Origin of the sequence: Streptomyces sp. WZ-12, from assembly GCF_028898845.1 — a bacterium.
GTDB lineage: Bacteria > Actinomycetota > Actinomycetes > Streptomycetales > Streptomycetaceae > Streptomyces.
On sequence record NZ_CP118574.1, the window covers coordinates 6,150,577 to 6,176,225 of the forward strand.

Annotated in this window: 22 protein-coding genes and 1 riboswitch; of the genes, 9 read left to right on the forward strand and 13 right to left on the reverse strand. The window is 72.6% G+C overall.

What is annotated here, in order from left to right; translation table 11 throughout:
• Nucleotides 1–299: 299 nt before the first annotated feature.
• Entirely contained in the window at nt 300–2,387 is a 2,088-nt protein-coding gene (locus tag PV796_RS26585; RefSeq protein ID WP_274915908.1) for an MFS transporter, read from the forward strand.
• Here PV796_RS26585 and PV796_RS26590 read toward each other — a convergent pair.
• The 5 genes from PV796_RS26590 to PV796_RS26610 form a co-directional block, all read right to left on the reverse strand.
• The gene (locus tag PV796_RS26590; RefSeq protein WP_274915909.1) at nt 2,377–2,940 is read right to left on the reverse strand and encodes a GNAT family N-acetyltransferase; all 564 of its coding nucleotides are present in this window, start codon (nt 2,938–2,940) and stop codon (nt 2,377–2,379) included. The two genes, PV796_RS26585 and PV796_RS26590, sit on opposite strands and share 11 nt — an antisense overlap.
• A 139-nt stretch (nt 2,941–3,079) precedes the next feature.
• Nucleotides 3,080–3,409, reverse strand: coding sequence for an antibiotic biosynthesis monooxygenase family protein (locus PV796_RS26595; RefSeq protein WP_274915910.1), 330 nt, complete (start codon nt 3,407–3,409; stop codon nt 3,080–3,082).
• A gap of 259 nt (nt 3,410–3,668) precedes the next feature.
• Complete coding sequence (gene proP / locus PV796_RS26600; RefSeq protein ID WP_274915911.1) at nt 3,669–5,147, reverse strand: glycine betaine/L-proline transporter ProP; 1,479 nt, start codon at nt 5,145–5,147, stop codon at nt 3,669–3,671.
• A gap of 401 nt (nt 5,148–5,548) precedes the next feature.
• Nucleotides 5,549–6,589: a CU044_5270 family protein gene (locus tag PV796_RS26605; protein ID WP_274915912.1), complete on the reverse strand. Its 1,041-nt coding sequence runs from the start codon at nt 6,587–6,589 to the stop codon at nt 5,549–5,551.
• Nucleotides 6,582–7,121: an RNA polymerase sigma factor gene (locus PV796_RS26610; RefSeq protein WP_274915913.1), complete on the reverse strand. Its 540-nt coding sequence runs from the start codon at nt 7,119–7,121 to the stop codon at nt 6,582–6,584. Before PV796_RS26610 ends, PV796_RS26605 begins: the two co-directional genes overlap by 8 nt.
• A 117-nt stretch (nt 7,122–7,238) precedes the next feature.
• Between PV796_RS26610 and ctaD the strand changes: the two genes are divergently transcribed.
• Together ctaD and PV796_RS26620 are read left to right on the forward strand one after the other, a co-directional pair.
• A complete protein-coding gene (gene ctaD / locus PV796_RS26615) occupies nt 7,239–8,912 on the forward strand; it encodes an aa3-type cytochrome oxidase subunit I (protein WP_274915914.1) in 1,674 nt (557 codons plus the stop codon).
• Between the two features lie 8 nt (nt 8,913–8,920).
• Nucleotides 8,921–9,295 (forward strand): hypothetical protein, encoded by a 375-nt coding sequence (locus PV796_RS26620; RefSeq protein ID WP_274915915.1) that lies wholly within the window; start codon nt 8,921–8,923, stop codon nt 9,293–9,295.
• On the opposite strand, the gene PV796_RS26625 is transcribed toward PV796_RS26620, so the two are convergent.
• Nucleotides 9,267–10,499, reverse strand: coding sequence for a cytochrome P450 (locus PV796_RS26625; protein ID WP_274915916.1), 1,233 nt, complete (start codon nt 10,497–10,499; stop codon nt 9,267–9,269). The genes PV796_RS26620 and PV796_RS26625 overlap by 29 nt on opposite strands.
• Nucleotides 10,500–10,776: 277 nt before the next feature.
• Between PV796_RS26625 and PV796_RS26630 the strand changes: the two genes are divergently transcribed.
• Entirely contained in the window at nt 10,777–11,946 is a 1,170-nt protein-coding gene (locus PV796_RS26630; RefSeq protein WP_274915917.1) for a steroid 3-ketoacyl-CoA thiolase, read from the forward strand.
• On the opposite strand, the gene PV796_RS26635 is transcribed toward PV796_RS26630, so the two are convergent.
• From PV796_RS26635 to PV796_RS26660, 6 genes are all read right to left on the reverse strand, one after another.
• Nucleotides 11,930–12,856, reverse strand: coding sequence for an ECF transporter S component (locus tag PV796_RS26635; RefSeq protein ID WP_274915918.1), 927 nt, complete (start codon nt 12,854–12,856; stop codon nt 11,930–11,932). The two genes, PV796_RS26630 and PV796_RS26635, sit on opposite strands and share 17 nt — an antisense overlap.
• Nucleotides 12,853–14,502, reverse strand: coding sequence for an ABC transporter ATP-binding protein (locus tag PV796_RS26640; RefSeq protein ID WP_274915919.1), 1,650 nt, complete (start codon nt 14,500–14,502; stop codon nt 12,853–12,855). The genes PV796_RS26635 and PV796_RS26640 overlap by 4 nt, the downstream gene beginning before the upstream one ends.
• Nucleotides 14,503–14,554: 52 nt before the next feature.
• The gene (locus tag PV796_RS26645; protein ID WP_274915920.1) at nt 14,555–15,709 is read right to left on the reverse strand and encodes a CbiQ family ECF transporter T component; all 1,155 of its coding nucleotides are present in this window, start codon (nt 15,707–15,709) and stop codon (nt 14,555–14,557) included.
• A complete protein-coding gene (locus PV796_RS26650; protein ID WP_274915921.1) occupies nt 15,706–16,380 on the reverse strand; it encodes an SCO2322 family protein in 675 nt (224 codons plus the stop codon). Before PV796_RS26650 ends, PV796_RS26645 begins: the two co-directional genes overlap by 4 nt.
• A complete protein-coding gene (locus tag PV796_RS26655; RefSeq protein WP_274915922.1) occupies nt 16,380–17,729 on the reverse strand; it encodes a prenyltransferase/squalene oxidase repeat-containing protein in 1,350 nt (449 codons plus the stop codon). Before PV796_RS26655 ends, PV796_RS26650 begins: the two co-directional genes overlap by 1 nt.
• A 197-nt stretch (nt 17,730–17,926) precedes the next feature.
• A riboswitch (cobalamin riboswitch) is annotated at nt 17,927–18,011 on the reverse strand.
• A 108-nt stretch (nt 18,012–18,119) separates the two neighbouring features.
• Complete coding sequence (locus PV796_RS26660; protein ID WP_274915923.1) at nt 18,120–19,214, reverse strand: MBL fold metallo-hydrolase; 1,095 nt, start codon at nt 19,212–19,214, stop codon at nt 18,120–18,122.
• Between the two features lie 341 nt (nt 19,215–19,555).
• On the opposite strand from PV796_RS26660, the gene PV796_RS26665 reads away from it, so the two are divergent.
• Nucleotides 19,556–21,007 (forward strand): aldehyde dehydrogenase, encoded by a 1,452-nt coding sequence (locus PV796_RS26665; RefSeq protein ID WP_274915924.1) that lies wholly within the window; start codon nt 19,556–19,558, stop codon nt 21,005–21,007.
• Nucleotides 21,007–21,240 carry a ferredoxin gene (locus PV796_RS26670; RefSeq protein WP_274915925.1) on the forward strand — a complete coding sequence of 78 codons (234 nt, stop codon included), beginning with the start codon at nt 21,007–21,009 and terminating at the stop codon, nt 21,238–21,240. The genes PV796_RS26665 and PV796_RS26670 overlap by 1 nt, the downstream gene beginning before the upstream one ends.
• Before the next feature lie 101 nt (nt 21,241–21,341).
• Here PV796_RS26670 and PV796_RS26675 read toward each other — a convergent pair whose 3' ends face one another.
• Nucleotides 21,342–21,965 carry a TetR family transcriptional regulator gene (locus PV796_RS26675; protein ID WP_274915926.1) on the reverse strand — a complete coding sequence of 208 codons (624 nt, stop codon included), beginning with the start codon at nt 21,963–21,965 and terminating at the stop codon, nt 21,342–21,344.
• A 238-nt stretch (nt 21,966–22,203) separates the two neighbouring features.
• Between PV796_RS26675 and PV796_RS26680 the strand changes: the two genes are divergently transcribed.
• From PV796_RS26680 to PV796_RS26690, 3 genes are all read left to right on the forward strand, one after another.
• Complete coding sequence (locus tag PV796_RS26680) at nt 22,204–23,622, forward strand: glycosyltransferase family 4 protein (RefSeq protein ID WP_274915927.1); 1,419 nt, start codon at nt 22,204–22,206, stop codon at nt 23,620–23,622.
• A gap of 75 nt (nt 23,623–23,697) precedes the next feature.
• Complete coding sequence (locus PV796_RS26685; protein ID WP_274915928.1) at nt 23,698–24,519, forward strand: class I SAM-dependent methyltransferase; 822 nt, start codon at nt 23,698–23,700, stop codon at nt 24,517–24,519.
• Complete coding sequence (locus PV796_RS26690; protein WP_274915929.1) at nt 24,516–25,586, forward strand: prenyltransferase; 1,071 nt, start codon at nt 24,516–24,518, stop codon at nt 25,584–25,586. Before PV796_RS26685 ends, PV796_RS26690 begins: the two co-directional genes overlap by 4 nt.
• Nucleotides 25,587–25,649: the final 63 nt, after the last annotated feature.

Here is a 25,649-nt window from a genome sequence, read left to right on the forward strand (position 1 = left end):
AGCCGATTATTCAAGCGGTCGCCGCTCCCCGCAGGCGCTCCCCGACATCCGTCCGACGTCTCCCGGTACCGCCCGAACCGTCCCGCCGCCCCTGGGGCAGCCACCGGACCCCGTGCCTCCCGGGACGCCGACCCGCCGCTCAGCGGGCCATTTCGGATGGAACCACCCACGATGGAGTCACAAACCACAACAGTCACGACAGCCACGGCCACCACCGCCACACGCACAGGGACGGACACGGCAGAAAACGCAAGGGACGCTCCCTGGCAAGCACCCCACCCCCAAGGGAGAAGACGCTCATGGCGCAGGACACCAGCGCTCCGGCCGTTCCCGGTGAGGTGGACCGCTCCCGACGGACGGTCCTCGTCGCGATCGGCGCGCTGCTGCTCGGCTTGCTCATCGCGGCGCTCGACCAGACCATCGTCGCCACCGCGCTGCCCACCATCGTCAGCGACCTCGGCGGGCTGGACCACCTCTCCTGGGTGGTCACCGCCTACTTGTTGGCGTCGACGGCCGCCACGCCCCTGTGGGGCAAGTTGGGCGACCAGTACGGCCGCAAGAAGCTGTTCCAGGCCGCCATCGTGATCTTCCTGATCGGCTCGGTGCTCTGCGGCATCGCGCAGAACATGGGGGAGTTGATCGCCTTCCGCGCCCTCCAGGGACTGGGCGGCGGCGGCCTGATCGTGCTGTCCATGGCGATCGTCGGGGACATCGTGCCGCCCCGTGAACGCGGCCGCTACCAGGGGCTGTTCGGCGCCGTCTTCGGCGGCACCAGCGTCCTGGGGCCGCTGCTCGGCGGCCTCTTCGTCGACCACCTGAGCTGGCGCTGGGTCTTCTACATCAACGTCCCCATCGGTGCCGTCGCGCTCGCCGTCATCGCCGCCGCGCTGCACATCCCGGCCCGCCGCACCCCGCACCGCATCGACTACCTCGGCACCGCCCTGATCGCCGCGGTCGCCGCCTGCCTGGTCCTGATGACCTCGCTCGGCGGCGTCAGCTACCCCTGGGGCTCCTGGCAGACCGCGCTGCTCGCCGGGCTCGGCGTGGTGCTGCTCGCGGCCTTCGTGGTCGTCGAGCGCCGGGCCGCGGAACCCGTCATCCCGCTGCGGCTGTTCCGCCTGCGCACCTTCAGCCTCTGCGCGGTCATCGGCTTCGTCATCGGCTTCGCGATGTTCGGTTCGATGACGTACCTGCCGACGTTCCTCCAGGTCGTGCAGCGGGTGTCGCCGACCATGTCCGGCGTGCACATGCTGCCGATGGTGTTCGGCATACTGCTGTCGTCCACCGGGTCCGGGCAGATCGTCTCCCGTACGGGCCGCTACAAGTTCTTCCCCGTGGCCGGCACCGCCGTGGTCACCCTCGGCCTGCTGCTGTTGCACCGGCTCGACCCGTCCAGCGGCGTCGTCCGGATGAGCATCTACTTCTTCGTCTTCGGTTTCGGGCTCGGCCTGGTCATGCAGGTGCTGGTGCTGATCGTGCAGAACGCCGTCCCCTACCGGGACTTGGGGGTGGCCACCTCCGGCGCCACCTTCTTCCGTTCCATCGGCGCCTCGTTCGGCGTCTCCATCTTCGGCACGATCTTCACGGGTAGGCTCGGCCCGCGGATCGCCGACGCCCTGGCCGGGCAGTCGCTCCCGCCCGGCGTGACGCCGGCGGCGATCGCCCAGGACCCGCGCACCGTCGGCCAGTTGCCGCCCGCGCAGGCCGCCGGCGTCCTCGGCGCCTACTCCAGCTCCATCACCGACGTCTTCCTCTACGCGGTCCCGGTCGTCCTGGTCGCCTTCGTGCTGGCCTGGTTCCTCAAGGAGGAGCCGCTGCGCGGCAGCGTCACCGCCCCCGACACCAGCGAGGTGCTCTGTTCCAACCCGGTGCAGCGGTCCTCCCGGGAGGAGGTCGCCCGCGCGCTGTCCAAACTGGGCAGCATCGCGGGCCGCAAGGACATCTACGAGAAGATCACCGCCCGCGCCGGGCTGGACCTCAGGCCGGCCGCCAGTTGGTTGGTGCTGCGCATCCACCGCTACGGGTCGGTCGAGCCGGCCCTGCTCGCCGAACGCACCCGGGTGCCGCTCGGGGTGGTCACCGAGGGCGTCCGCCAGATCGAGGAGCGCGGGCTGGCCGAGCGCGAGGGGTTGATGCTGCTGCTCACCGACGACGGCCGGGAGGTCGCGGAGCGGCTCTCCCAGGCCCGTCAGGAGTCGCTGGCGGAGCTGCTGGGCGACTGGTGGACCAAGGACCGGCCCACCGACCTCACCGAACTCGTCCAGGAGCTCACGGCGGAGCTGTGCGGCTCGGACGAGGAGGAGCCGTACGACGGCGACGCCCGCCAGCCGGTGCCGCGGAACCCGAGCCGCGCGCGGTCGCCGCGGCCGCCGGACCTCACCAAATAGGCGGCGGCGCCGTCCCGTTGGGCGGCCCGCCGTCCGTCGCGGCCGTCAGCAGCTTCTCGAAGTAGACCTCGGCGTAAGGGTCGTCGAAGCGGTACGGGGTGATCTCCGCGTAGCCGTGCCGGCGGTAGAGGGCGACGGCCTCGGTGAGGTCCAGCCGGGTGTCCAGTCGGATGCGCCCGGCGCCCAGCCGCGCCGCGGTCGCCCCCGCGGCGCGCAGCAGCGCGTCCGCCGCGCCCCGCCCGCGGCTGCCGGGGCGCACGAACACCTGCTTCAGCTCGGCCGTCCCGGCGTCCAGCAGCCGCACCCCGGCGCACCCGGCGGGCTCCCCGTCGCGCCGCGCCACCAGCAACTCCCCGCGCGGCGGCGCCAGATCACCGAGCGGATACCCGGCGACGCCCTCGTCGATCTCCCGGGGCGTCGAGCGGCGCCCCTCGTGGAGCACGTAGTAGCGGTCGGCCACGTCGGTGTAGTACTCCCGCAGCAGCGCGCGCGCCACCGGCGAACCGGCCGGCTCGGCTTCGATCGTCCAGGGGTGGGTGGCGGAGTCGCGCATGGCGCCATTCTCCCGGCGCCGGGGCGGCGATCCGCAAGCGCATTTCCCGGTGGGCCGGCGCGCCGGTGCGGCCTCCCAACGCCGCGGCCGGCCCCCGGAGTTGCTTCCGGGGGCCGGCCGCGGCATACGGGAGGGGAGCTCAGGCGCTCTTGGGCGCCGCCTGCTGCACGACCTCGAAGGACCACAGCGTCGAGCCGCTCGCGGCCGGCTTGGGGCGCTCGCCGCCCTCGCCGCCGTGCTGGTGGGCGGCCTTCATCGGGCCCTCCATCCACGCCTGGAACGACTCCTCGTCGCGCCACCGGGTGTAGACGAGGTACTGGTCGGTGCCCTCGACGGGGCGCAGCAGCTCGAACCACTCGAAGCCGTCCGCGGAGTCCACCGTCCCGGCACGGGAGGCGAAGCGCTTCTCCAGGACCTCCCGCTGTTCGGCGGGGACGGTCAGCACATTGATCTTGACGATGCTGGGCACATGACACCTTTCACAAACCGGACGCCTCACCGGCGCCGTAATCGACCGGGTGCGTGCAGTCTCCTACATCGGCCGGTCAAGGCGTCGTGAGGACGGCTCCCGGGCCGGCCGGGCGCCCCAACGGGCGCGGCGCGGGCCGCTGGTCACGGCGAGGGGTGACCGGGGCGTCCGGGGGAGGGCCGGAGGGAACGCGAAACGGCCGGGCGCCGGGACCTTCAAAGGTCCCGGCGCCCGGCCGTCGTGCAAGACGTGGAGCGGGTCAGCGGGCCGCGGCGGTGCCGGTCAGCCGGCGGGCCTCGGCCTCGGTCTCCACCGCCGGCGGGGAACCGGGCAGCGGCTTGCCGGCGCTCTCGGACATCAGCAGGACCGCGATGCCGCCGATCACGGCGGCCGCCATCATGTAGTAGGCGGGCATCATCTTGTTGCCGGTCGCGCCGATGAGGGCGGTGACCACCAGCGGCGTGGTGCCGCCGAAGATCGAGACCGAGAGGTTGAAGCCGATCGACAGCGAGCCGTAGCGCACCTTGGTCGGGAAGAGCGCGGGCAGCGCCGAGGGCATCGAGGCGGTGAAGCACACCAGCAGCAGGCCGAGCGCGCCGAGGCCGAGCGCGATGGCGGCCAGCGAGCCCTGCCGGATCAGCAGCAGTGCCGGCACCGACAGCACCAGGAAGCCCACGCAGCCGGCGCCGATCACCGGGCGGCGGCCGAACCGGTCGGACAGCTTGCCCACGAACGGCTGGACGCACATCATCGCGACCATGACGCCCAGGATCACCAACAGGCCGTGCGTCTCGTCGTACTTCAGCTCCGAGGTGAGGTAACTCGGCATGTACGACAGCAACATGTAGTCGGTGACGTTGAAGACCAGGACCAGGCCGACGCAGAGCAGCATCGCGCGCCACTGGCCGAAGATCATCTCGCGGATGCCGATCTTCTTCTCGGCCTGGCGGCGCTCCTTCTCCTTGGCGTGCGCCTCCTTCTCCAACTGGGCGAAGGCCGGGGTCTCTTCGAGCCGCATCCGCAGGTACAGGCCGATGAGGCCCATCGGGCCGGCGATCAGGAACGGGATCCGCCAACCCCAGGAGTGCAGGTCGTCGGTGGACAGCAGCGCGGTCATCAGCGTGACCAGGCCGGCGCCGCCGACGTAGCCGGCGAGGGTGCCGAACTCCAGCCAGCTACCGAGGAATCCGCGCTTCTTGTCCGGCGCGTACTCGGCGATGAAGGTGGAGGCGCCGCCGTACTCGCCGCCGGTGGAGAAGCCCTGCACCAGGCGGGCGACGAGCAGCAGGATCGGCGCGCCGACGCCGATCGCGTCGTACGAGGGGATCAGGCCGATGGCGAAGGTCCCGACGGCCATCATGATCATGGTGATGGCGAGGACCTTCTGGCGGCCTATGCGGTCGCCGAGCGGGCCGAAGAACATCCCGCCGATCGGGCGCACCAGGAAGGCCGCGGCGAAGGCGCCGAAGGTCGACAGCAACTGCGTGGTCGAGTTCCCGGACGCGAAGAAGACGTGGCCCAGGGTGACCGCGAGGTAGCTGTAGACGCCGAAGTCGAACCACTCCATCGCATTGCCGAGGGCCGCCGCCGACACCGCGCGCTTCACCATCGCGGGGTCGACGACGGTGACCTCGCCCGGTGCCTGCTGGGGTGCCTCCTGCTGGGGCGGGGAGGCCGCGTCGGCCTTCTTGCCGACGCCGGTAGGGGACCCGGGTGCGAGGGGGGACTGCGTCGGCACGTGTTCGCTCGCCTGCGCTCTCTGGGACGACTACAAGGACTGCCCCGCCATGGCCTGACGGCGCAAAGGACGACCATACGGGCAGACCGGGTCATCACGGACAGTGCGCGATCGAATGCGCAGCCACTCGCCTACCCGCTCCCCGCTGGGTAAACGTGCATCCGCTAACTTTTTTTACGGGGGTCGGTCTGTGATCCATGTCGCGGGGATTGGCTGCAACCAGGGCGTCATCGTGGCGTGGGTCACACGGAATTGGGGGTTCCGGGGCGTGTTCGTGGCTTCGCATACGGGAACGGCGCGGCGGTGCGGGAGGCACCACCGCGCCGGGGGATCGTCGCGTTCCTCCAGGATCGGCGAGCGGACAGCGCCCCGCCAGTCGGGCAGACGCGTCGGTGCCCGCCCTACGGGATCCACGCCTCGTAGGACATCACCTCTCCCGCGGTGATCCGGAAGTCGGGCAGGTTCTCGGTGAAGGTGATCTCCGTGCCGAGGAGTTGGCCGGTGCGCGGATCGAAGATCACCATCTGGCGGGTGGCGTCCGCGGCGTCGGTGGCGCCGTCCATGCCGTCGTGCACGAACGCCAGCCCGCGCCGGCCCAGGCGGTCGGTGACCGCGCCGGCCGGCCGCAGGCCCCCGGTGTCCGCCAACACCCGCACGATCGCGGCGGACTCCCGCGGCCCCGGCGTCCACTCCTGACGGAACGCGGACAGCGCCATCAGCAGCCGCGGCACGGCCGCCGTGCTCTTGTCGTCGGTGCCGGCCGCGCCGTACAGCGAAGTCAGCAGCGCGCGCAGCGCCTTGGGGTCGGTGGGCGGCCTCGTCCGGGCGGCCAGGCCGTCGTGGCCCGCGCCGGAGCCGGGCGGATAGGTCGCGCGGTGCAGCACCTTCCCGTCGCTGACCGTCCGCCAGTGGCCGCCGGCGTCCTCGTGGATGACCGGCCGACCCGGGTGCAACGGGTCGGTGGCGACGACCAGTTCGGAGCCGCTGCCGTCGGCGTTCCACCGGGTGATCCGCTCCTCCGGCACGGTCACCGGGGGCGTCGTGTCCGGGCCGGTCCCCATGGACAGGCTCCAGCTCTGCAGATGGCTGCCGCGCCGCGGCCCGTCCCCGGGGCCGGCGGCCCCGGCCCGCTCCTCGGCGAGGCGGGCCAGCGCGTCCAACGAGGGGGCCGCGCCGCCCGCGCGGGGGACCAGTGCCGCCGGCGCCGCGACGGCCCGACCGCTGCCGGCATCGGTGAACAGGAAGGCGAGCGCCGCGACCAGCGCCAGCACCGCCGCCTCGGCGCGCAGCACCAGGCGCCGCCGGGCCCGCCGGGTGCGGGCGCCGTGCAGCAGCCGGTTCAGCGCGCGCTCCGCGGTGGCGTCCAACGGGCGGTCCCGCCACCGCCCTTCGCCGGCCGGCACCGGGTTCGCCGCGCGCAGCAGCTCAAGTTCCTCACTCATGACCGTCGCCTCCTCCTGGTACGGACACCGCGGTCCGGGTGCGGTCGATCTCCGCGCGAAGGCGGCGCCGGGCCCGGTGCAGCCGCATGGCCGCCGCGCTCCGGCCGCAGCCGAGGGCCACCGCCAGCTCCTCCACGCCCAGTTCCTCCCAGGCCGTCAGCCGCAACACCTCCTGGTCGGCGGCCGAGAGCCGGTCCAGCGCCTCGTGCACCCAGGAACCGGGCCGCTCGGTGTCCGGGCTCGCCACCGTCTGCCGGCCGTGCGCCGCCTCGTGGTTGCCCAGCCGGTGCAGCAGCCGCCGGTAACGGCCCATCCCGCGCACCGTATTGGCCAGGCAGTTCCGGGCCACCCCGTACAGCCAGGGCAGCGGCGGATCGGGCAGCTCGGCCCGCCGCCGCCAGGCTATGGAGAAGACGTCCGCCACCACCTCCTCGACCTCGTGTGCCGGGGCGTCCAACCGCCGCGCCACGAAGCGGCTGACCGCCCAGTAGTGCGCGCGATAGGCCGCGGCGAAGGCGTCGTCCGTGCTCATGAACCCCCTGTGTCCGGCAACGCCCCGATCTTCACACCCCACCCACGTGACCCATCCCACCCGCCCCACCGGCCCGCCGGCAGTGACGATCCACGGGCCGCCGGACACCAACGGAGCATGAAGCTCCCCGCAATGTCGTCCCCGGCGACCGGGCCCGCGGCGCGGCGGCCCGCCGCCGCCCGGCCCGCCGCGCCGCGGAACCCGGTGAAGTGGTTGACGACCACCGACCACAAGACCATCGGCACGCTCTACCTGGTCACCGCCTTCGCCTTCTTCTGCGTCGGCGGTCTGCTGGCCCTGCTGATGCGCGCCGAACTGGCCCGGCCCGGCCACCAGTTGATGTCGAACGAGCAGTTCAACCAGGCGTTCACGATGCACGGCACGATCATGCTGCTGATGTTCGCGACGCCGCTGTTCGCCGGCTTCGCGAACTGGATCATGCCGCTGCAGATCGGCGCGCCCGACGTCGCCTTCCCCCGGCTGAACATGCTCGCCTACTGGTTCTACCTCTTCGGCTCGCTGATCGCGGTCGCCGGCTTCCTCACGCCCCAAGGGGCCGCGGACTTCGGCTGGTTCGGGTACGTGCCGCTCTCCGACGCGGTCCACTCCCCGGGGGCCGGCGCCGACATGTGGATCATGGGGTTGGCGTTCTCCGGCTTCGGCACGATCCTCGGCGCGGTCAACTTCATCACCACCATCATCTGCATGCGCGCCCCCGGCATGACGATGTTCCGGATGCCGATCTTCACCTGGAACGTGCTGTTGACCGGCGTGCTGGTGCTGTTGGCCTTTCCGGTGCTGGCCGCCGCGCTGTTCGCCCTGGAGGCGGACCGCAAATTCGGTGCGCATGTCTTCGACGCGGCCAATGGCGGCGCCTTGCTCTGGCAACACCTCTTCTGGTTCTTCGGCCATCCAGAGGTGTACATCATCGCCCTGCCGTTCTTCGGCATCATTTCCGAGGTCATTCCGGTCTTCTCCCGGAAGCCGATGTTCGGTTACGTCGGCCTGATCGCCGCGACGATTTCCATCGCCGGCCTCTCGGTGACGGTGTGGGCGCACCACATGTACGTCACCGGCGGCGTGCTGCTCCCCTTCTTCTCCTTCATGACGTTCCTCATCGCCGTCCCCACCGGGGTGAAGTTCTTCAACTGGATCGGCACGATGTGGAAGGGCTCGCTCTCCTTCGAGACGCCGATGCTCTGGGCCATCGGCTTCCTGATCACCTTCGTCTTCGGCGGGTTGACCGGCGTGATCCTGGCGTCGCCGCCGATGGACTTCCACATTTCCGACTCGTACTTCGTGGTGGCCCACTTCCACTACGTGGTCTTCGGCACCGTCGTCTTCGCGATGTTCGCCGGATTCCACTTCTGGTGGCCGAAGTTCACCGGCAAGATGCTCGACGAGCGCCTCGGGAAAATCACCTTCTGGACGCTGTTCATCGGCTTCCACGGCACGTTCCTGGTCCAGCACTGGCTGGGCGCCGAGGGCATGATGCGCCGCATTCCCGACTATCTCGCCGCCGACGGATTCACCACCCTGAACACCGTCTCGTCCATCTTCTCGTTCCTGCTCGGCATGTCGATCCTGCCGTTCCTCTACAACATCTGGAAGACCGCCAAATACGGCGAGAAGATCGAGGTGGACGACCCCTGGGGCTACGGCCGTTCGCTGGAGTGGGCCACCTCCTGCCCGCCCCCGCGGCACAACTTCCGCAGCCTGCCACGCATCCGTACCGAATCCCCGGCGTTCGACCTGCACCACCCGGACATCGCGGCCGCGATCGAGGCATGAGGGGTCCCATGAACGACGAGACCGGCGCGGGCGGGGACGTCCGGATGGCCGAGGCGATCAACGAGATCGAGGGCTTCCTGCTGTGGGAGGCGGAGCGGGAACGGGCCCGCACGCGGGCGGCGGAGTTCTGCGCCCGGCTGCCCTGGCTCACCACCGCCCAACGGGAGGACGTCGCCGCCCACTACTGCCGCGAGCAGCACGAGACCACCCGCTCCTACCTGGAGCGCGTCGCGGCCCGCAGCGCCGCACTGCGGGCCGAATACGAGGTCGCCTACCGCACGGTGCGCCGCCGGATGGTGGTCGCGCTGCTCGGCATCGGCGTGCTGGAGGTGCTCGCCCTGGCGGTGCTCACCCTCACCGGTAACGCACCCGGAGTTCCTTGACCCCGTTGAGCCAGGCGGAGCGCAGTCGTCGCGGGTCGCCGGCCAGGGAGATCCCGGGCACGGCGTCCGCGAGGGCGTTGAAGATCAGGTCGATCTCCAGGACGGCGAGGGACTTGCCGAGGCAGAAGTGCGGTCCGCCGCCGCCGAAGCCCAGGTGCGGGTTGGGGTCGCGGGTGATGTCGAAGACCTCGGGGTGGTCGAAGACGTCCGGGTCGTGGTTGGCGGAGGAGTAGAAGATCCCCACCCGCTGGCCCTTCTTGATGCGCGCGCCGCCCAGTTCGGTGTCCTGGGTGGCGGTGCGCTGGAAGGAGACCACCGGGGTCGCCCAGCGCACGATCTCCTCGGCGGCGGTCGCCGGGCGCTCGCGCTGGTAGAGCTCCCACTGTTCGGGGTGGGTGAGGAAGGCGTGCATGCCGTGGGTGATGGCGTTGCGGGTGGTCTCGTTGCCGGCCACCGCCAGCAGCAGCACGAAGAACCCGAACTCGTCGGAGCCGAGGTTGCCCTCGTGCTCGGCGGCCACCAGCCGGCTGACGATGTCCTTGGCCGGACACTCCTTGCGGGCCGCGGCGAGGTTCATCGCGTACCCGATCAGCTCCATCGCCGCGTTGGCGCCGACCTCCTCGGTGATGGCCAACTCCGGGTCGTCGTAGGCGATCATCTTGTTCGACCAGTCGAAGATCCGGGCTCGGTCCTCCTGTGGGATGCCGATGAGCTCGGCGATCGCCTGGAGGGGGAGTTCGCAGGCGACGTCGGTGACGAAGTTGCCGGTCTCCTTGTTCCGGGCCTCCTCGACGATGTGCTCGGCCCGTCGGCGGAGGGCGTCCGCAAGGGCGCGGACGGCCCGCGGGGTGAAGCCGCGCTGCACGATCTGCCGGACCCGGGTGTGCTCGGGCGGGTCCATGTTCAGCATGATCAGTTTCTGGACCTCGATCTGGTCGCGGGAGATGGCCTGATTGAAGCGGATGATCGAGGTGTTGAGGTTGGCCGAGAAGACCTCCGGTGTGGTGGAGACCTCCTTGACGTCCTGGTGGCGGGTGACGACCCAGTAGCCGTCGTCGCCGAAGCCGGCGATGCCGTGCGGTTGGGCGTTCCACCACACCGGTGCGGTCCGGCGCAGCCGTGCGAACTCCGGGAGCGGGACCCGGGACTGGTAGACGTCGGGGTCCGTGAAGTCGAACCCATCGGGCAGCGCGGGGCAGTGCATCGGCGACTCCTGGTCCAACGACGGCTTATCACCCTGACGACACCGCCACCCGACACCTTCTCTGACGGCCCATCAGATGTAGTTCGCGGTGAAGGTAATGACGTGTTCCACAAGTGGCAAGGGTCACGGCAACGCCTCTTGCGCACAAGGGCGCTGCAGCCCTCTTGCGCCGCACCGGGCGGCTCACGAGACTGTTCGCAGAACTAGAACGCGTACTAGTTCTTCCCTCCGCGGCCGTCCCGACGGCCGCGGACGCGAGGAGAGGACGAGTTGAGTCATGGCCGCCGAACCCGTCATCGTCGAAGCCGTACGCACCCCCATCGGCAAGCGCCAGGGCGCGCTCGCCAACCTCCACCCCGCCTACCTCCTGGGCGAGACGTACCGCGAACTCCTCGCCCGCACCGGCCTCCAGCCCGACTGCGTCGAGCAGATCGTCGGCGGCACCGTCACCCACGCCGGCGAACAGTCCATGAACCCCGCCCGCAACGCCTGGCTCACCATGGGCCTGCCCTACGAGACCGCGGCCACCACCGTCGACTGCCAGTGCGGCTCCTCCCAGCAGGCCAACCACATGGTCGCCAACATGATCGCCGGCGGCGTCATCGACATCGGCATCGGCTGCGGCGTCGAGGCGATGTCCCGCGTCCCCCTCGGCAGCGGCTCCAAGCACGGCCCCGGCAAGCCCTGGCCCGAGGAGTGGAACGTCGACCTGCCCAACCAGTTCGAGGCCGCCGAACGCATCGCCCGCCACCGCGGCCTCACCCGGGAGAACGTCGACGCCCTCGGCCTGCTCTCCCAGGAGCGCGCCGCCACCGCCTGGGCCGAGGAACGCTTCAAGCGCGAGACCTTCGCCGTCCAGGTCCCCACCACCGAGGACGAACAGGCCGCCGGGCACGGCATGTGGCGCCTCGTCGACCGCGACGAGGGACTCCGCGACACCACCATGGCGGCCCTCGCCGGCCTCAAGCCCGTCATGCCCACCGCCGTCCACACCGCCGGCAACTCCTCCCAGATCTCCGACGGCGCCGCCGCGCTGCTGTGGGCCTCCAAGAAGATGGCCCGCGCCCTCCGCCTCACCCCGCGCGCCCGGATCGTCGCCCAGGCCCTCGTCGGCGCCGACCCCCACTACCACCTCGACGGGCCGATCGACGCCACCCGCGCCGTCCTCGGCAAGGCCGGCATGTCCCTCAAGGACATCGACCTCGTCGAGATCAACGAGGCGTTCGCCTCCGTCGTCCTCTCCTGGGCCCAGGTCTTCGACCAGGACCTCGCCAAGGTCAACGTTAACGGCGGCGCCATCGCCCTCGGCCACCCCGTCGGCGCCACCGGCGCCCGCCTGCTCACCACCGCCCTGCACGAACTGGAGCGCCGCGACAAGGAGTTCGCCCTGATCACCATGTGCGCCGGCGGCGCACTGGCCACCGCGACGATCATCCAGCGCCTGTAGCGCGCCCGTCCTGCGCCGGCCGGTCCACCGGGCCCGAGGCCGTCGGCGCCGCCGCCGACCCGCCCGACGGCCCCGCAAACGCCACCGGTGCCTCGAACGCCGCCCGGCGGGTGGCCCGGCGCAGCGCCCTGAGCACCGTCCCCCCGAGCGTCAGCGTGCACACCACCGTCACCACCGCCCGCGGCAGGTCCCACCCCAACGACGTCGCCAGGCAATACGCCAGGAACCGCGGCAGGTTGGCCGACAGCGGATCACCCGGCACGAACGAGACCCCGGACGCCAGCCCGCCGATGTACGGCCACCCCTGGAGATTCATCACCGTCCCGTAGGCCACCGACGCCACCGCCCCGTACCCCGCCAACATCACCAACTCCCGGCGCCCGCGCCACCGCCCGGCACCCGGCAGCAACCCCGCCCCCATCGCCACCCACCCCATCGACAACATCTGGAACGGCATCCACGGGCCCACCCCACCCGTCAACAGCGCCGACGCGAACATCGCCACCGACCCCAGCACGAAGCCGAACCCCGGCCCCAACACCCGCCCCGACAGCACCATCAGGAAGAACATCGGCTCGATCCCCGCCGTGCCCGCGCCCAACGGCCGCAACGCCGCCCCCGCCGCCGCCAACACCCCCAACATCGCGATCGCCTTCGCGTCCAGCCCCGGCGTCCCCCCGGCCGCCCCCGAAGAACCGTCCGCGATCGTCGCCACCACCACCGCCAACAGCAACGGCAACAACGCGGCGAACAACCACGGCGCATCCTGCGAATGCGCCAACCCCGACCCGGAACCGGCCAACAACGGCCACCCGAAGGCCACCACCCCGATCGCCGACACCAGGCACAGCGCCACCACCGACCGCGGCCCGAGCCGGACCGCCCGCACCCGGCCCACCGGCGCCCTCACGCCGACGCCCCCGCCAACGAACGCGCCACCTGCGACACCGTCAACCACGGCAGGGGCGACAACACCTTCGCCACCTGCGGCGCGAACGCCGGCGACGAGACCACCACGTCCTCCGTGGGGCCGTCCGCGACCACCTCGCCCTCCGCCAGGATCACCACGCGGTGCGCCAACTCCGCCGCCAACTCCACATCGTGCGTCGCCAGCACGCACGCCTGCCCCTCGGCGGCCAACCCCCGCAACACCTCCACCAACCGGGCCTTGGCCGCGTAGTCCAGCCCACGGGTCGGCTCGTCCAACAACAGCAGCGGCGGCCGCGCGGCCAGCACCACCGCCAGTGCCAGCGCCAACCGCTGCCCCTCCGAAAGATCCCGCGGATGCGCCGACGCCCGCACCCCCGGCAACAAGTGGGCCACCAACTCCGCACACCGCCCCTCGGGCGCCCCGGCATCCCGATCCGCGGCCGTGCACTCCGCCGCCACCGTGTCCGCCGACAACAGGTCCCGCGGCTCCTGCGGCACCAGCCCCACCCGACGCACCAGATCCCGCGGCCGCGTACGGTGCGGCACCGCACCGCCCACCCGCACCGACCCCGACGCCGGCTGATGCATCCCCACCAGCGTCCGCAACAACGTCGACTTGCCCGCCCCGTTGCGCCCCATCAACGCGACCGTCTCACCCGGCCGCACCGACAGCCCGACCCCCTCCAACACCGGCACCCGCCCCCGACGGACCGCCAACCCCTCGACCACCGCGACCGGCTCCGCGCCCGCCGCCGGCCGCCCCACCGCGCCCGCCGCCGGCCGCCCCACCGCGCCCGCCGGCGCCGCCGCCCCCGACAGCCGCTCCCGCAGCCCGGCCGCCTTGCGCCGCGCGTCCCGCACCGACAACGGCAACGGCGACCAGCCCGCCAACCGCCCCAACTCGACCACCGGCGGCCGCACCGGCGACGCCGCCAACACCCCGGCCGGATCACCCATCACCGGAGCCGCACCCGGCCCCGGCAGCAGGATCACCTGGTCCGCGTACTGCACCACCCGCTCCAACCGGTGCTCCGCCATCAGCACCGTCGTCCCCAGATCGTGGACCAGCCGCTGCAACACGGCCAGCACCTCCTCCGCGGCCCCCGGGTCCAACGCCGACGTCGGCTCGTCCAACACCAGCACCTTCGGATGCGCCGTCAGCACCGAACCGATCGCCACCCGCTGCATCTGCCCGCCCGACAGCGTGCCGATCGCCCGGTCCCGCAACTCCGCCAGACCCAGCAGGTCCAGCGTCTCCTCGACCCGGCGGCGCATCACCTCCGGCGCCAACCCCAACGACTCCATGCCGTACGCCAGCTCGTCCTCGACGGTGTCGGTCACGAAGTGTGCCAACGGGTCCTGGCCCACCGTCCCCACCACGTCGGCCAACTCCCGCGGCGGATGGGTACGGGTGTCCCGCCCGTCGACCGTCACCCGGCCGTGCAACGTGCCGCCGGTGAAGTGCGGCACCAGCCCGCACACGGCGTTCAACAGGGTCGACTTGCCGACCCCCGACGGCCCGACGAGGAGGCACAACTCCCCCTCCGGCACGGTCAGATCCACCCCCTGGACGGCCGGTTCGGCGGCCTCCCCATAGGTGACCGAGACCTGCTCGAAGCGGATCACTGCGCGGCTCCTTCAACGACTCTTCGGCAACTTCAGACTTCCGGCGACTTCATCAACGGATCGGATCGGGGTCGGCATCGCGACGACCGGCCGGGCGGACGTCAAAGGCGCCCCCACCGGCGCGCGCCCCGGACACCAGCGGCGCCGCCACCGCGGGCACCAGCCCCACCAACAACGACAGCGCCGGCCACAGCGGCAACACCGGCGCCGTCAACGGCACCGCCGGCGGATGCAGCGCACCCGGCGCATAGCCGTTCGCCGCGATCATCAACGCCGCCACCGCCACCCCCGAACCCGACACCAACCAGGCCCGCACCCCCCACCGTTCGGGCCGGTACCGGGTCCGCACCGACCGCCGGCCGCCCAACCACAACCCCGCCAACGCCGCCGCCAGACCGGCCGCCAACAACGGCAGCCCGTAGCCGCCCCCGGCATCCGCCAACAACCCGTACGCCCCCGCACACACGCCGAGCAGCCCACCCAACGTCAACACCGCCGTCAGCCGCCGCACCGCCCGCGGCACCTGCGCACTCCGGCCGTAACCCCGCGCGTCCATGGCCGCGGCCAACGCCACCGACCGCTCCAACGCGCCCTCCAACACCGGCACCCCCACCTGCAACAACGCCTTCGCCCCACGGTCCGGCCGCCCCCGCAACCGCCGCGCGGCGCGCAGCCGTTGCACGTCCGCCACCAGATTCGGCGCGAACGTCATCGCGACCACCACCGCCACCCCCGCCTCATACAGCGCACCGGGCAACGACTTGAGCAACCGCGCAGGATTCGCCAGCGCGTTGGCCGCCCCCACGCAGATCAACAACGCGGCCAGCTTCAACCCGTCGTACAGCGCGAAGACCATCCCCTCCGCGGTCACCCGGCCACCGACCCGCACCCCCTTCGCCCAATCCGGGAGCGGGAGTTCGGGCAACGTCACCAGGGTGTGGGTACCCGGGATCGGCGAACCCAGCACGAACGCGAAGACCAACCGGATGCCCAACACCACCAGCGCCAGCTTCACGAACGCCCCGTACGAACGCGCCCACGGTGCATCCGTCCGCCGCACCGCCACCACATAACCGGCCACCCCCACCAGCAGCCCCAGCAGCAACGGATTGGTGGTCCGCGACGCGGCCGTCGCCAACCCCAGCGCCCACACCCACCAGGCGCCGGCGTGCAGGGCGGTACTGCGGGTGGCCCGCGGGGCGCTCATCCGCGCCGCCGGCGCGCCTGCCACACACCGGCCGCGCCCAACACCACCACGGCACCGATCCCGCCGATCAGCCCCGCCGACGGCCCTCCGCCGTCGTCCTCGCCGCCCTTGCCGCCGGCACCGGGCTTCGCCGGCGGACCCGCCGACCCCGTCCCGCCGTCGCCGGCCACCTGCTCCGCACACCCCGACCGCGGATAGCCCGCGATCGCGCACAGCAGGGCACTGGCGTCGTACCGCAACGGCTTGGCCACCGCGGCCAGCGCCTCACCGGCCGGGGCGTCCGCCGGCACCCGCGCACAGCCCGACCGCTCCGCCGGCGGACGCTCGCCCGACGGCGCATCCGCCGCCGTGCCGAAGTCGACCACCACACCGACCCGCTTGGACCCGGCGCGGGCCGGCGTCCGGTCGCACAGCGCGGCGAAGTCCGGGGCGGTGCGCGGAGTGGCCGCCTTCGCGGAGTCCACGCTCACGGCGAAACGGAACCCCACGACGGCCCCGTCGGCCGGCCGCGCGGTCCCGGGCCCCTCCGTGGCATACGCCCACGAAGCGCCCTTACCGTCCCAGAACGACCAGTACCGGTACTGCTGTCCCTGCGCCTGTGCGGGCCCGGCGCCCAGGCCGGCCACCGCCCCCGCCAGCAACAGCGCCCCGGCGGCCCGCCGCGCCCGCATCACAGCCCGGTCTTGGACTTGTTGCGGCCGCTGATCAGGAAGCCGACGCCGGCACCGACGGCCAGCCCGACGCCGATCACCCACCACACCCCGATGCCGCCGCCGTTGTCCTTGGTGTCCTTCGCGTCCTTGTCCGCGGCCGGCGACGCGGCATCGCTGCCGGCCGGCTCGGGCCCGGTGGCGTTCAGCGCGGACACCAGGTCGGTGCCGCCGAACGACCGCGGGTCGGCGCCGGCGGCGTGCGCCGCGAAGATCAACTGGGCGTACGCGGCCGGACCGCCCTGCTTCGCCCAGCCCGCCGCGTTCTTCTCCAGCCACCCGAGCGGCTTCTGCGCGGCCGCGCCGTGCGCACCGGCCGCCAACGCCACCACGGCATCGGCGGTGTTGCCCACATCGGGCTGCTGCTCGGCACCCGGCATCGCCGACTTCAGATGCTGCCCCCCGGCGTCCAACTGCCCGACCAGCCACCCGGCGCCCCCGTCCGCGACCGCGCCCCGGGCCTCGGCGCCACTCCCCGACGGGCTGCCCTTCGTACAGTCCAACGCCTTCACCGGCCGGTCCGCGTCCTTCGCCGCCGGCGCCACCACGAAGCCCCTGCCCAGCGCCCCGGTGACCGCGGCCGCCGTCGCGTCGGCGTTCGGCGCCGCGTTCTTCAACTGGAAGGTGAACGCCCCGCGCTCCCCGTCCTTCGCCGCACACCCCAGCCGGAACGCCAGCAACGCGTCGTACGGCGACTTGCCGCCCTTCGCCGTCACCGACTCCGGCTTCTCGCCCGCCGCGGCAAGCGCCCCGATCACCACGGCCGTCGAGTTGGCGTCGCTCACCTCGCCGCCCTGCCCACCGGGCATCGAGCTCCAGCCGCCGTCCTCGTGCTGCACGGACTTCAGCCACCGCACGGCCTTTAGCACCGCGTCCCCGTGCCCGCCGAGCGCCGTCAGCGCCTGCACCGCGGCCGCCGTCTGGTTGGTGTCCCGCATCGTGCCGGCGTCGCACCCCTTGCCGGGGTCGGCCCGGAACGCGGCGAACGCCCCGTCCGCACACTGCTGCCCCGCCAGCCAGTCCACCCCGGACCCCGCCGGCCGCACTCCCACCGTGTGCTGCGCCAGCAACGCCAGCGACTGCCGCCACACCCCGTCGTACTGCGGGTCCTTGCTCCCGTACAGCCCCTTCGGCAACTGCTGCTTCTGCTTCTGCCCGTCCGCCGACTCGTCGGCGAACGCGGCGGGGGCCGCGGCACCGGCCAGCACCGCGGCGGTCGCCAGGGTGGCCAGCGCCGTAGCGGCGCGGCGCGCCCGGGGGGCGGCGGGATGCGACTGCGGCGCGGGGGCCTGGGGAGCCATGGGGGCCATCGGGGGGTGCCTCTCGGATCGGTCGGGGTCGCGGCGGGCTCACGGAGCCGAGCCGCACTCGGGCGACCGCCCGCGCGCACCCCGGGGTGCGGCGCGGTGGCACCGGGCTCAGTTCCGTAAACCTCGACGGTGCCGCGCACCGGCCGTCCACGTGCGTGTGGTGGGTCCGGTGGCGGGAGCCTTGGTCGTGCCCGGCCGGGTGCTCCGACTCGTACGCCCGCGCCGCTGGGCGCGGCCGTACTCACGGTTGCGGGTCAGTGCCGGATTTCCACCGGCTTCCCCCGATCGGGTACGGATGAAGTTGTCCCGCACACCTTAACGCTCCGGAGGCCGGCCCCTCACGCCGTTCCGGCCCCTCCGCTCCCGGCCCCGCCCGGCCCGTCCCGCCCCCTAGACGGCCAGGTAGTGGACGGGGTCCGGGCCTGGTAGCGGTTGCGCGTGGCCGCGTTTGATCAGGTGGCGGAGGTGGGCCTCCGCCTCGGAGACGGCGATGTTGCGGGAGTCGGGGGGTATCCGCTCCCAGGGGCGGTTCCACTGCATGGCCGCGGCGAGCTGCCAGGCCGTGAGCGGCTCGCGCAGCAGTGCGCGGAGGTCGGTGAGGCGCTCCTCGTGGTGCGCGATCAGCTCCCGGACGCGTCCCGCCGCGTCCGGGAAGGCGTGCTGGTGCGCCGGCAGCACCTCGGCCGGCGCGAGGCGGGCGACGCGTTCGAGGGAGTCGAGGTAGTCGCCGAGCGGATCGCCCCGGTCGAGCAGGTCGGACGGCACGTCGTCGGGGTCCTCGTACAGCCCGATGTGCGGGGTGATGCTCGGCAGGAGGTGGTCCCCGGAGAAGAGGCGCCCGAAGCCGGTCGGGGCGGCGGAGGTCGGGCTGGCGGGGATCGTGGAGGAGGTGCGCGCCGGGTGGGCCTCTTCCAGGTGGAGGCAGACATGGCCCGGTGTGTGGCCCGGCGTCCAGATCGCCCGGACCCGGCGGCCGGGGAGGGCGAGGAGCTGGCCGGGCTCGATGTCCCGGTCGGGCAGTGCGGGCCGCGGCCCGGGCAGCTTCCGTTCGCGGCGCCGGGCGCGGGCCGCCCGCAGCGGCTCCATGTGCGCGTCCGGCGCCCCCGCCGCGGTGAGCTTGGCGACGAGGTAGTCGAGCCACTGTCCCGGTGCCGCCTCGCGGGTGCGGCGGACGACCGCGGCGTCCGCGGCGTGCATGGCGACCCATGCGCCGGAGGTCTCCCGCACCTTCGCGGACAGCCCGTGGTGGTCCGGGTGGTGGTGGGTGATCACCACGCCGTGGACGTCGGCGGGCGCGAAGCCGCAGGCGGCGATGCCGGCGGTGAGGGTGTCCCAGGAGTCGGGGTCGTCCCAGCCGGTGTCGATGAGCACCGGCCCGCGGTCGGTCTCCAGGAGGTGGACGAGGGTGTGGCCGAGGGGGTTGTCCGGGATGGGGACGGCGATGCTCCACACCCCGCCCCGGTGGTCGATCACCTGAGGTGCCATCGGTCCCGCCCCCTCCTGTGCCGTTGTCGCCGTCAACTATAACGAGGACGCGCGACAGAACTAGAACGCGTTCCAGAACGGTCCGGAACATCCGCGTCTCGGTGGGGAGTTGGGGAGGCCGGGCGGGCCGGGATTCGCGTCGGCGCCGTGGACTCCGTGACGGGGAACTGGTATCAGTTCTGGGGCGAAGCTTTCTGATGAAGCGTCAGATGAGCAACCGCGACAGCGGACGGTTCGAGCAACAGTCCGACCAGCGGCCACTCAACGGCCCCGGGGCCGGCCAACGGCCCATGGCGTACGGAGTGTCACCAGACCGTCGAGACCGTCGGGAGGCGGCAGCGATGAGCGACCTCGTCGAGCACGGAAAGCTCTATATAGGCGGTGAGTTGGTCGATCCGGCCGGCCCGGACACGATCGAGGTCGTCTCGCCGCACACCGAACGCGTCATCGGCCGGGTGCCGCACGCCTCGCGCGCCGACGTGGACCGCGCGGTGGCGACGGCCCGGGCGTCCTTCGCGTCGGGGGCGTGGGCGAACGCACCGCTGGACGAGCGGATCGCCGTGGTGACCCGGATCAAGGACGCGTTCGCCGCGCGCAGCGAGGAGTTCGCGCGGGTGATCGGCGCGCAGAACGGGACGCCGGTCACCTCGGGCGTCATGGTGCAGTCGCTGGCCGCGATGATGGTCTGGGACGCGGCGCTCACGGTGGCGCGGGAGTTCACGTTCGAGGAGCGGCGGGCCGGGGCGCTCGGGCCGCTGCTGGTGCGCCGGGAGCCGGTGGGGGTGGTCGCGGCCGTGGTGCCGTGGAACGTCCCGCAGTTCACCGCGGCCGCCAAGCTGGCGCCGGCGCTGCTGGCCGGGTGCTCGGTGGTGCTGAAGGTCTCGCCGGAGACGCCGTTGGACGCGTATCTGCTGGCGGAGATCGTGACCGAAGCCGGGCTGCCGGACGGGGTGTTGTCGATCCTGCCGGCCGACCGGGAGGTGAGCGAGTACCTCGTCGGGCACCCGGGCGTGGACAAGGTGTCGTTCACCGGGTCGGTGGCGGCGGGCAAGCGGGTGATGGAGGTCGCGGCCCGCAACCTCAGCCGGGTGACGCTGGAGTTGGGCGGCAAGTCCGCGGCGGTGATCCTGCCGGACGCGGACCTGGACGCGGCGGTGGCCGGGATCGCGCCGTTCGCCTGGATGATCAACGGGCAGGCGTGCGTGGCGCAGACCCGGATCCTCGCCCCGCGCAGCCGTTATGACGAGATCGCCGAGCGGTTCGCCGCGGCGGCGGGGGCGTTGGTCGTCGGCGACCCGCTGGATCCGGCCACCGAGGTGGGCCCGCTGGTCGCCCGCCGACAGCAGCAACGCTCGTTGGACTACATCGCGTTGGGGCAGCGGGAGGGCGCCAAGGTGCTGGCCGGCGGCGGGCGCCCGAAGGGGCGGCCTGTGGGGTGGTACGTCGAGCCCACGCTCTTCGGCGGGGTCGACAACGGGATGCGGATCGCCCGGGAGGAGATCTTCGGGCCGGTGATCTGCCTGTTGCCGTACGGGGACGAGGAGGAGGCGGTGCGGATCGCCGACGACTCGGAGTACGGGCTGTCGGGGTCGGTGTGGACCGCGGACACCGAGCGCGGCATCGAGATCGCGCGGCGGGTGCGGACCGGGACGTACTCGGTGAACACCTTCAGCATCGACATGCTCGGGCCGTTCGGCGGCTACAAGAACTCCGGGATCGGGCGGGAGTTCGGGCCCGAGGGGTTCGCGGAATACCTGGAGCACAAGATGATCCACCTGCCGGCGGGTGCCTGATGGGTGAGCGCTGGCGGGTGGCGGTGGACCGGGGGGTGTGCATCGGGTCGGGGCTGTGCGCCGGGACCGCGCCGGAGCGGTTCCGGTTGGACGGGGCGCGGCAGTCGCATCCCGTCGAGCCGGAAACCGAGGCCGACGAGAGCGTGTTGGCGGCGGCCGAGGGCTGCCCGGTGGAGGCGATCGCGATCACCGGGGCGGGGAGCGGGGAGGCGGTCTTCCCGCCGGAGGAGTGAGGGGCGGGGGTGGGGGAGCGGGCCCGTAGGGGGTGGGGTGGGCGGACCCGTAAGGGTCGCGAGGGCCCCTTGCGGGCCAACTACCCGGTGGAGTCGGGGAGTTAACGGGGCGCCGTCACATCGATCAAACGGCAGACGGTTTCGATGTCGATCTTCACCTGGGCGATCGAGGCGCGGCCGGAGAGCCAGGTGATCAGGGCGGAGTGCCAGGTGTGTTCGATGACGCGGACCGCGGAGAGCTGTTCGGGGGTGGGCGGGCCGTCCAGGCCGATGGCGTCGAGGATGATCGCGGTGGTCAGTCGGGAGACGGTGTCCACCTCGGGGCTGACGGACCGGTCGGCGAAGGTCAGCGCCCGCACCATCGCGTCGGCCAGGTGCGGTTCGCGTTGCAGGGCGCGGAAGGCCCGCATCAGCGTCTGGGCGACCCGGGCGCCGGGGTCCTCCTCCGACGGGGGGCGCTTGCGCAGCGTCTCGTGCAGGTGCTGGAGCTGGTCCTGCATGGTGGCGACGAGCAGGTGCACCTTGGACGGGAAGTAGCGGTAGAGGGTGCCGAGCGCGACGCCGGAGGATTCGGCCACCTCGCGCATCTGGACGGCGTCGAAGCCGCCGCGGCCGGCCAGTTTGGCGCTGGCGTGCAGGATGCGGCGGCGCCGGGCCTCCTGACGTTCGGTCAGGGGAGGACTCGCCGGAAGCGCCGGCCTGGCCGCCTTGGATTCCGTAGTCATGTGTCCCATTCCGTGGCTTTCCGTCCGCGATGCGGTGCGTGCCGGTGGTGCGATCGGCACAGCATGGCAGGGGCCGGGCCGTGGCGCGAATCACCCGGTGTGGCTCTTTCCGCTCCGTTCCCGCCCGGTAGATTCGCATACCGGTGAACTGATCAGTAGCTTTGCAGTTCTGAAACTTGTTCTAGATTACCGCCAGCGGTTACGCTCCGGCGAAAGTCCAGTGAGAAGGGGGCCGTGCGTGACCGCTGAGGCCGTCCAGGAAGCCGCGCCCCGCCCGGCGGAGACCCCCTCGGCCTCCGCTCCGATGGACCGTGAGCGTCCCCTGCGGATCGCGATGCTCACGTACAAGGGGAACCCGTTCTGTGGCGGTCAGGGCGTCTACGTCCGACACCTCTCACGCGAACTGGCCCGCCTCGGCCACACCGTCGAGGTCATCGGCGCCCAGCCGTACCCGGTCCTGGACGACGGGCCCCTCCTCGTCGAGGGCGGGCCCGGCGAAGAAGGCGCCTCCCGGACGGCGTCCGGCACGGTGACGCTCACCGAGCTGCCCAGCCTCGACCTCTACCGCCAGCCCGACCCGTTCCGCACGCCCGGGCGCGACGAGTTCCGCGACTGGATCGACGCCCTCGAAGTCGGCACGATGTGGACCGGCGGCTTCCCCGAACCGCTCACCTTCTCCCTGCGCGCCCGGCGCCATCTCGCCGCCCGCCGCGGCCAGTTCGACGTCGTCCACGACAACCAGACCCTCGGCTACGGCCTGCTCGGCGGGCCCACCGCGCTCGGCGCCCCGCTGGTCACCACCATCCACCACCCCATCACCGTCGACCGCCGGCTCGACCTGGCCGCCGCGCAGGACTGGAGGCGGCGCGCCTCGGTCCGCCGCTGGTACGGCTTCACCCGCATGCAGAAGCGGGTGGCCCGGCGGCTGCCGTCGGTGCTGACCGTCTCCGGCTCCTCCCGGCAGGAGATCGTCGACGACCTCGGGGTCCGCCCCGACCGGATCCACGTCGTCCCCATCGGCGCCGACACCGACCTCTTCCGCCCCGACCCGGCCGTCCCCGAGGTGCCCGGCCGGATCGTCACCACCTCCAGCGCCGACGTCCCCCTCAAGGGGCTGATCCACCTCGTCGAGGCGCTGGCCAAGGTCCGCACCGAGCACCCGAACGCGCACCTCGTCGTGGTCGGCAAGCGCGCCGACGGCGGACCGGTCGCGGCCGCCATCGAACGGCTCGGCCTGTCCCGCGCCGTCGAGTTCGTCAAGGGCATCACCGACGCCGAACTCGTCGACCTGGTGCGCGGCGCCCAAGTCGCCTGCGTGCCCTCCCTCTACGAAGGCTTCTCGCTGCCCGCCGCCGAGGCGATGGCCACCGGCACCCCGCTGCTGGCCACCACCGGCGGCGCCATCCCCGAGGTCGCCGGGCCGGACGGCGAGACCTGCCTCGCGGTGCCACCGGGCGACGCCGGGGCGCTCGCCAGCGGCCTGCTGCGGCTGTTGGGCGACGAGCCGCTGCGCCGCCGGCTGGGCGCGGCCGGCCGGGAGCGGGTGCTGGCCCGCTTCACCTGGCGGCAGGCCGCCATCGGCACCGCCGACCGCTACCGCGCGGCCATGGACCGCCAACGGGCCGGCGCCGCCCCCCGGTTCACCGGCCGCCGATGACCCCCGCCGCGCCGACCGCCCGCCGCCACCGCCGTACCTCCCCCCGCCCCTGACCGCCGGACGAAAGCGAACGCCGTGCTGACCGTCGACTTTTCCCGATTCCCGCTCGCCCCGGGCGACCGCGTCCTGGACCTGGGGTGCGGCGCGGGCCGGCACGCCTTCGAGTGTTACCGGCGGGGCGCGCAGGTCGTCGCCCTGGACCAGAACGGCGAGGAGATCCGCGAGGTCGCCAAGTGGTTCGCGGCGATGGAGGAGGCCGGCGAGGCCCCGGCGGGCGCCACCGCCACCGCCATGGAGGGCGACGCGCTGGCGCTGCCGTTCCCCGACGCCAGCTTCGACGTCGTGATCATCTCCGAGGTGATGGAGCACATCCCGGACGACAAGGGAGTGCTCGCCGAGATGGTCCGGGTGCTGCGCCCCGGCGGCCGGATCGCGGTCACCGTGCCGCGCTACGGCCCGGAGAAGATCTGCTGGGCGCTCTCCGACGCCTACCACGAGGTCGAGGGCGGCCACATCCGCATCTACCGCGGCGACGAACTCCTCGACAAGATGCGCCAGGCCGGCCTCGAACCGTACGGGACGCACCACGCCCACGGACTGCACAGCCCCTACTGGTGGCTCAAGTGCGCCTTCGGCGTGGACAACGACGCTGCGCTGCCGGTGAAGGCGTACCACAAGCTGCTGGTCTGGGACATCATGAAGAAGCCGCTGGCCACCCGGCTCGCCGAACAGGCCCTCAACCCCCTCATCGGCAAGAGCTTCGTCGCCTACGCCACCAAGCCGCACCTGCCCGAGGCGGCGGCCGAGCCCGAGGCGGCCGCGCGGCCCGCGGCGGAGCCCGCCGCCCGGCGCGCCCGGTCCACCAAGCCCGCCGCCACCCGCGGGGCCGCCACGTGACGAGCCCCGGGCGCACCGAACGGCTCGTCCTGCCGGGGGTGCTCACCGCAGACCAGGCCGCCCACACGGTCGCGGGCATCCTGGCGACCCAGCGCACGGACGGCGCCATCCCCTGGTTCCGCGGCCACCACCTCGACCCGTGGGACCACACCGAGGCCGCCATGGCACTGGACGCGGCCGGCGAACACGAGCGGGCCGAGGCCGCCTACGACTGGCTGGTCCGGCACCAGAACCCGGACGGCTCCTGGTACGCCGCCTACGCCGACGGCGACGCCGGCGCCCCCACCGACCGCGGCCGGGAGACCAACTTCTGCGCCTACCTCGCGGTCGGCGTCTGGCACCACTTCCTCTCCACCGGCGACGAGACCTTCCTGGACCGGATGTGGCCGGCGGTCTACGCGTCGATCGAGTACGTGCTGGAACTCCAGCAGCCCGGCGGCCAGATCGGCTGGAAGCGCGAGGACGACGGCACGCCGGTCCGCGACGCGCTGCTGACCGGCTCGTCCTCCGTCTACCAGGCACTGCGCTGCGCCCTGGCGCTGGCCGAGCAGCGCGAGGAGCCGCAGCCCGACTGGGAGTTGGCCCTCGGCCGGCTCGGCCACGCGATACGCCACCACCCCGAGCGGTTCCTCGACAAGTCCCGCTACTCCATGGACTGGTACTACCCGGTGCTGGGCGGCGCGGTGCGCGGCGCGGCGGCCCGGGCCCGGATCGACGCGGAGTGGGACCGCTTCGTCGTCCCCGGCCTCGGCGTGCGCTGCGTGTCGCCCAACCCCTGGGTCACCGGCGGCGAGAGCGCCGAACTGGCCCTGGCGCTCTGGGCGATGGGCGAGTCCGACCGGGCGGTGTCGATCCTCGGTTGGATCCAGCACCTGCGCGCCGAGAACGGCATGTACTGGACCGGCTACGTCTTCGAGGACGAGGCGATATGGCCACGGGAGTTGACCTCCTGGACGGCCGGTTCGCTGCTGTTGGCGGTGGCCGCCCTCGGCGGTGACGAGGCGACCACCTCGGTCTTCGGCGGCGAACGGCTGCCCTCCGGGCTGGCGCCGGACTGCTGCCGTTAACGGCGCCCCCGTGGAGCGCCCCGCGTAAGCCAGCGCGGGGCGCGGGATCCGGCCACCCCCGGT

Bases quoted from the DNA above. Each gene is read 5' to 3' on its own strand.
- PV796_RS26585 (WP_274915908.1), top strand. From the start codon at position 300: ATGGCGCAGGACACCAGCGCTCCGGCCGTTCCCGGTGAGGTGGACCGC.
- PV796_RS26590 (WP_274915909.1), bottom strand. From the start codon at position 2,940: ATGCGCGACTCCGCCACCCACCCCTGGACGATCGAAGCCGAGCCGGCC.
- PV796_RS26605 (WP_274915912.1), bottom strand. From the start codon at position 6,589: ATGAGTGAGGAACTTGAGCTGCTGCGCGCGGCGAACCCGGTGCCGGCC.
- PV796_RS26610 (WP_274915913.1), bottom strand. From the start codon at position 7,121: ATGAGCACGGACGACGCCTTCGCCGCGGCCTATCGCGCGCACTACTGG.
- ctaD (WP_274915914.1), top strand. From the start codon at position 7,239: ATGAAGCTCCCCGCAATGTCGTCCCCGGCGACCGGGCCCGCGGCGCGG.
- PV796_RS26620 (WP_274915915.1), top strand. From the start codon at position 8,921: ATGAACGACGAGACCGGCGCGGGCGGGGACGTCCGGATGGCCGAGGCG.
- PV796_RS26625 (WP_274915916.1), bottom strand. From the start codon at position 10,499: ATGCACTGCCCCGCGCTGCCCGATGGGTTCGACTTCACGGACCCCGAC.
- PV796_RS26630 (WP_274915917.1), top strand. From the start codon at position 10,777: ATGGCCGCCGAACCCGTCATCGTCGAAGCCGTACGCACCCCCATCGGC.
- PV796_RS26645 (WP_274915920.1), bottom strand. From the start codon at position 15,709: ATGAGCGCCCCGCGGGCCACCCGCAGTACCGCCCTGCACGCCGGCGCC.
- PV796_RS26650 (WP_274915921.1), bottom strand. From the start codon at position 16,380: ATGCGGGCGCGGCGGGCCGCCGGGGCGCTGTTGCTGGCGGGGGCGGTG.
- PV796_RS26655 (WP_274915922.1), bottom strand. From the start codon at position 17,729: ATGGCCCCCATGGCTCCCCAGGCCCCCGCGCCGCAGTCGCATCCCGCC.
- PV796_RS26660 (WP_274915923.1), bottom strand. From the start codon at position 19,214: ATGGCACCTCAGGTGATCGACCACCGGGGCGGGGTGTGGAGCATCGCC.
- PV796_RS26665 (WP_274915924.1), top strand. From the start codon at position 19,556: ATGAGCGACCTCGTCGAGCACGGAAAGCTCTATATAGGCGGTGAGTTG.
- PV796_RS26670 (WP_274915925.1), top strand. From the start codon at position 21,007: ATGGGTGAGCGCTGGCGGGTGGCGGTGGACCGGGGGGTGTGCATCGGG.
- PV796_RS26675 (WP_274915926.1), bottom strand. From the start codon at position 21,965: ATGACTACGGAATCCAAGGCGGCCAGGCCGGCGCTTCCGGCGAGTCCT.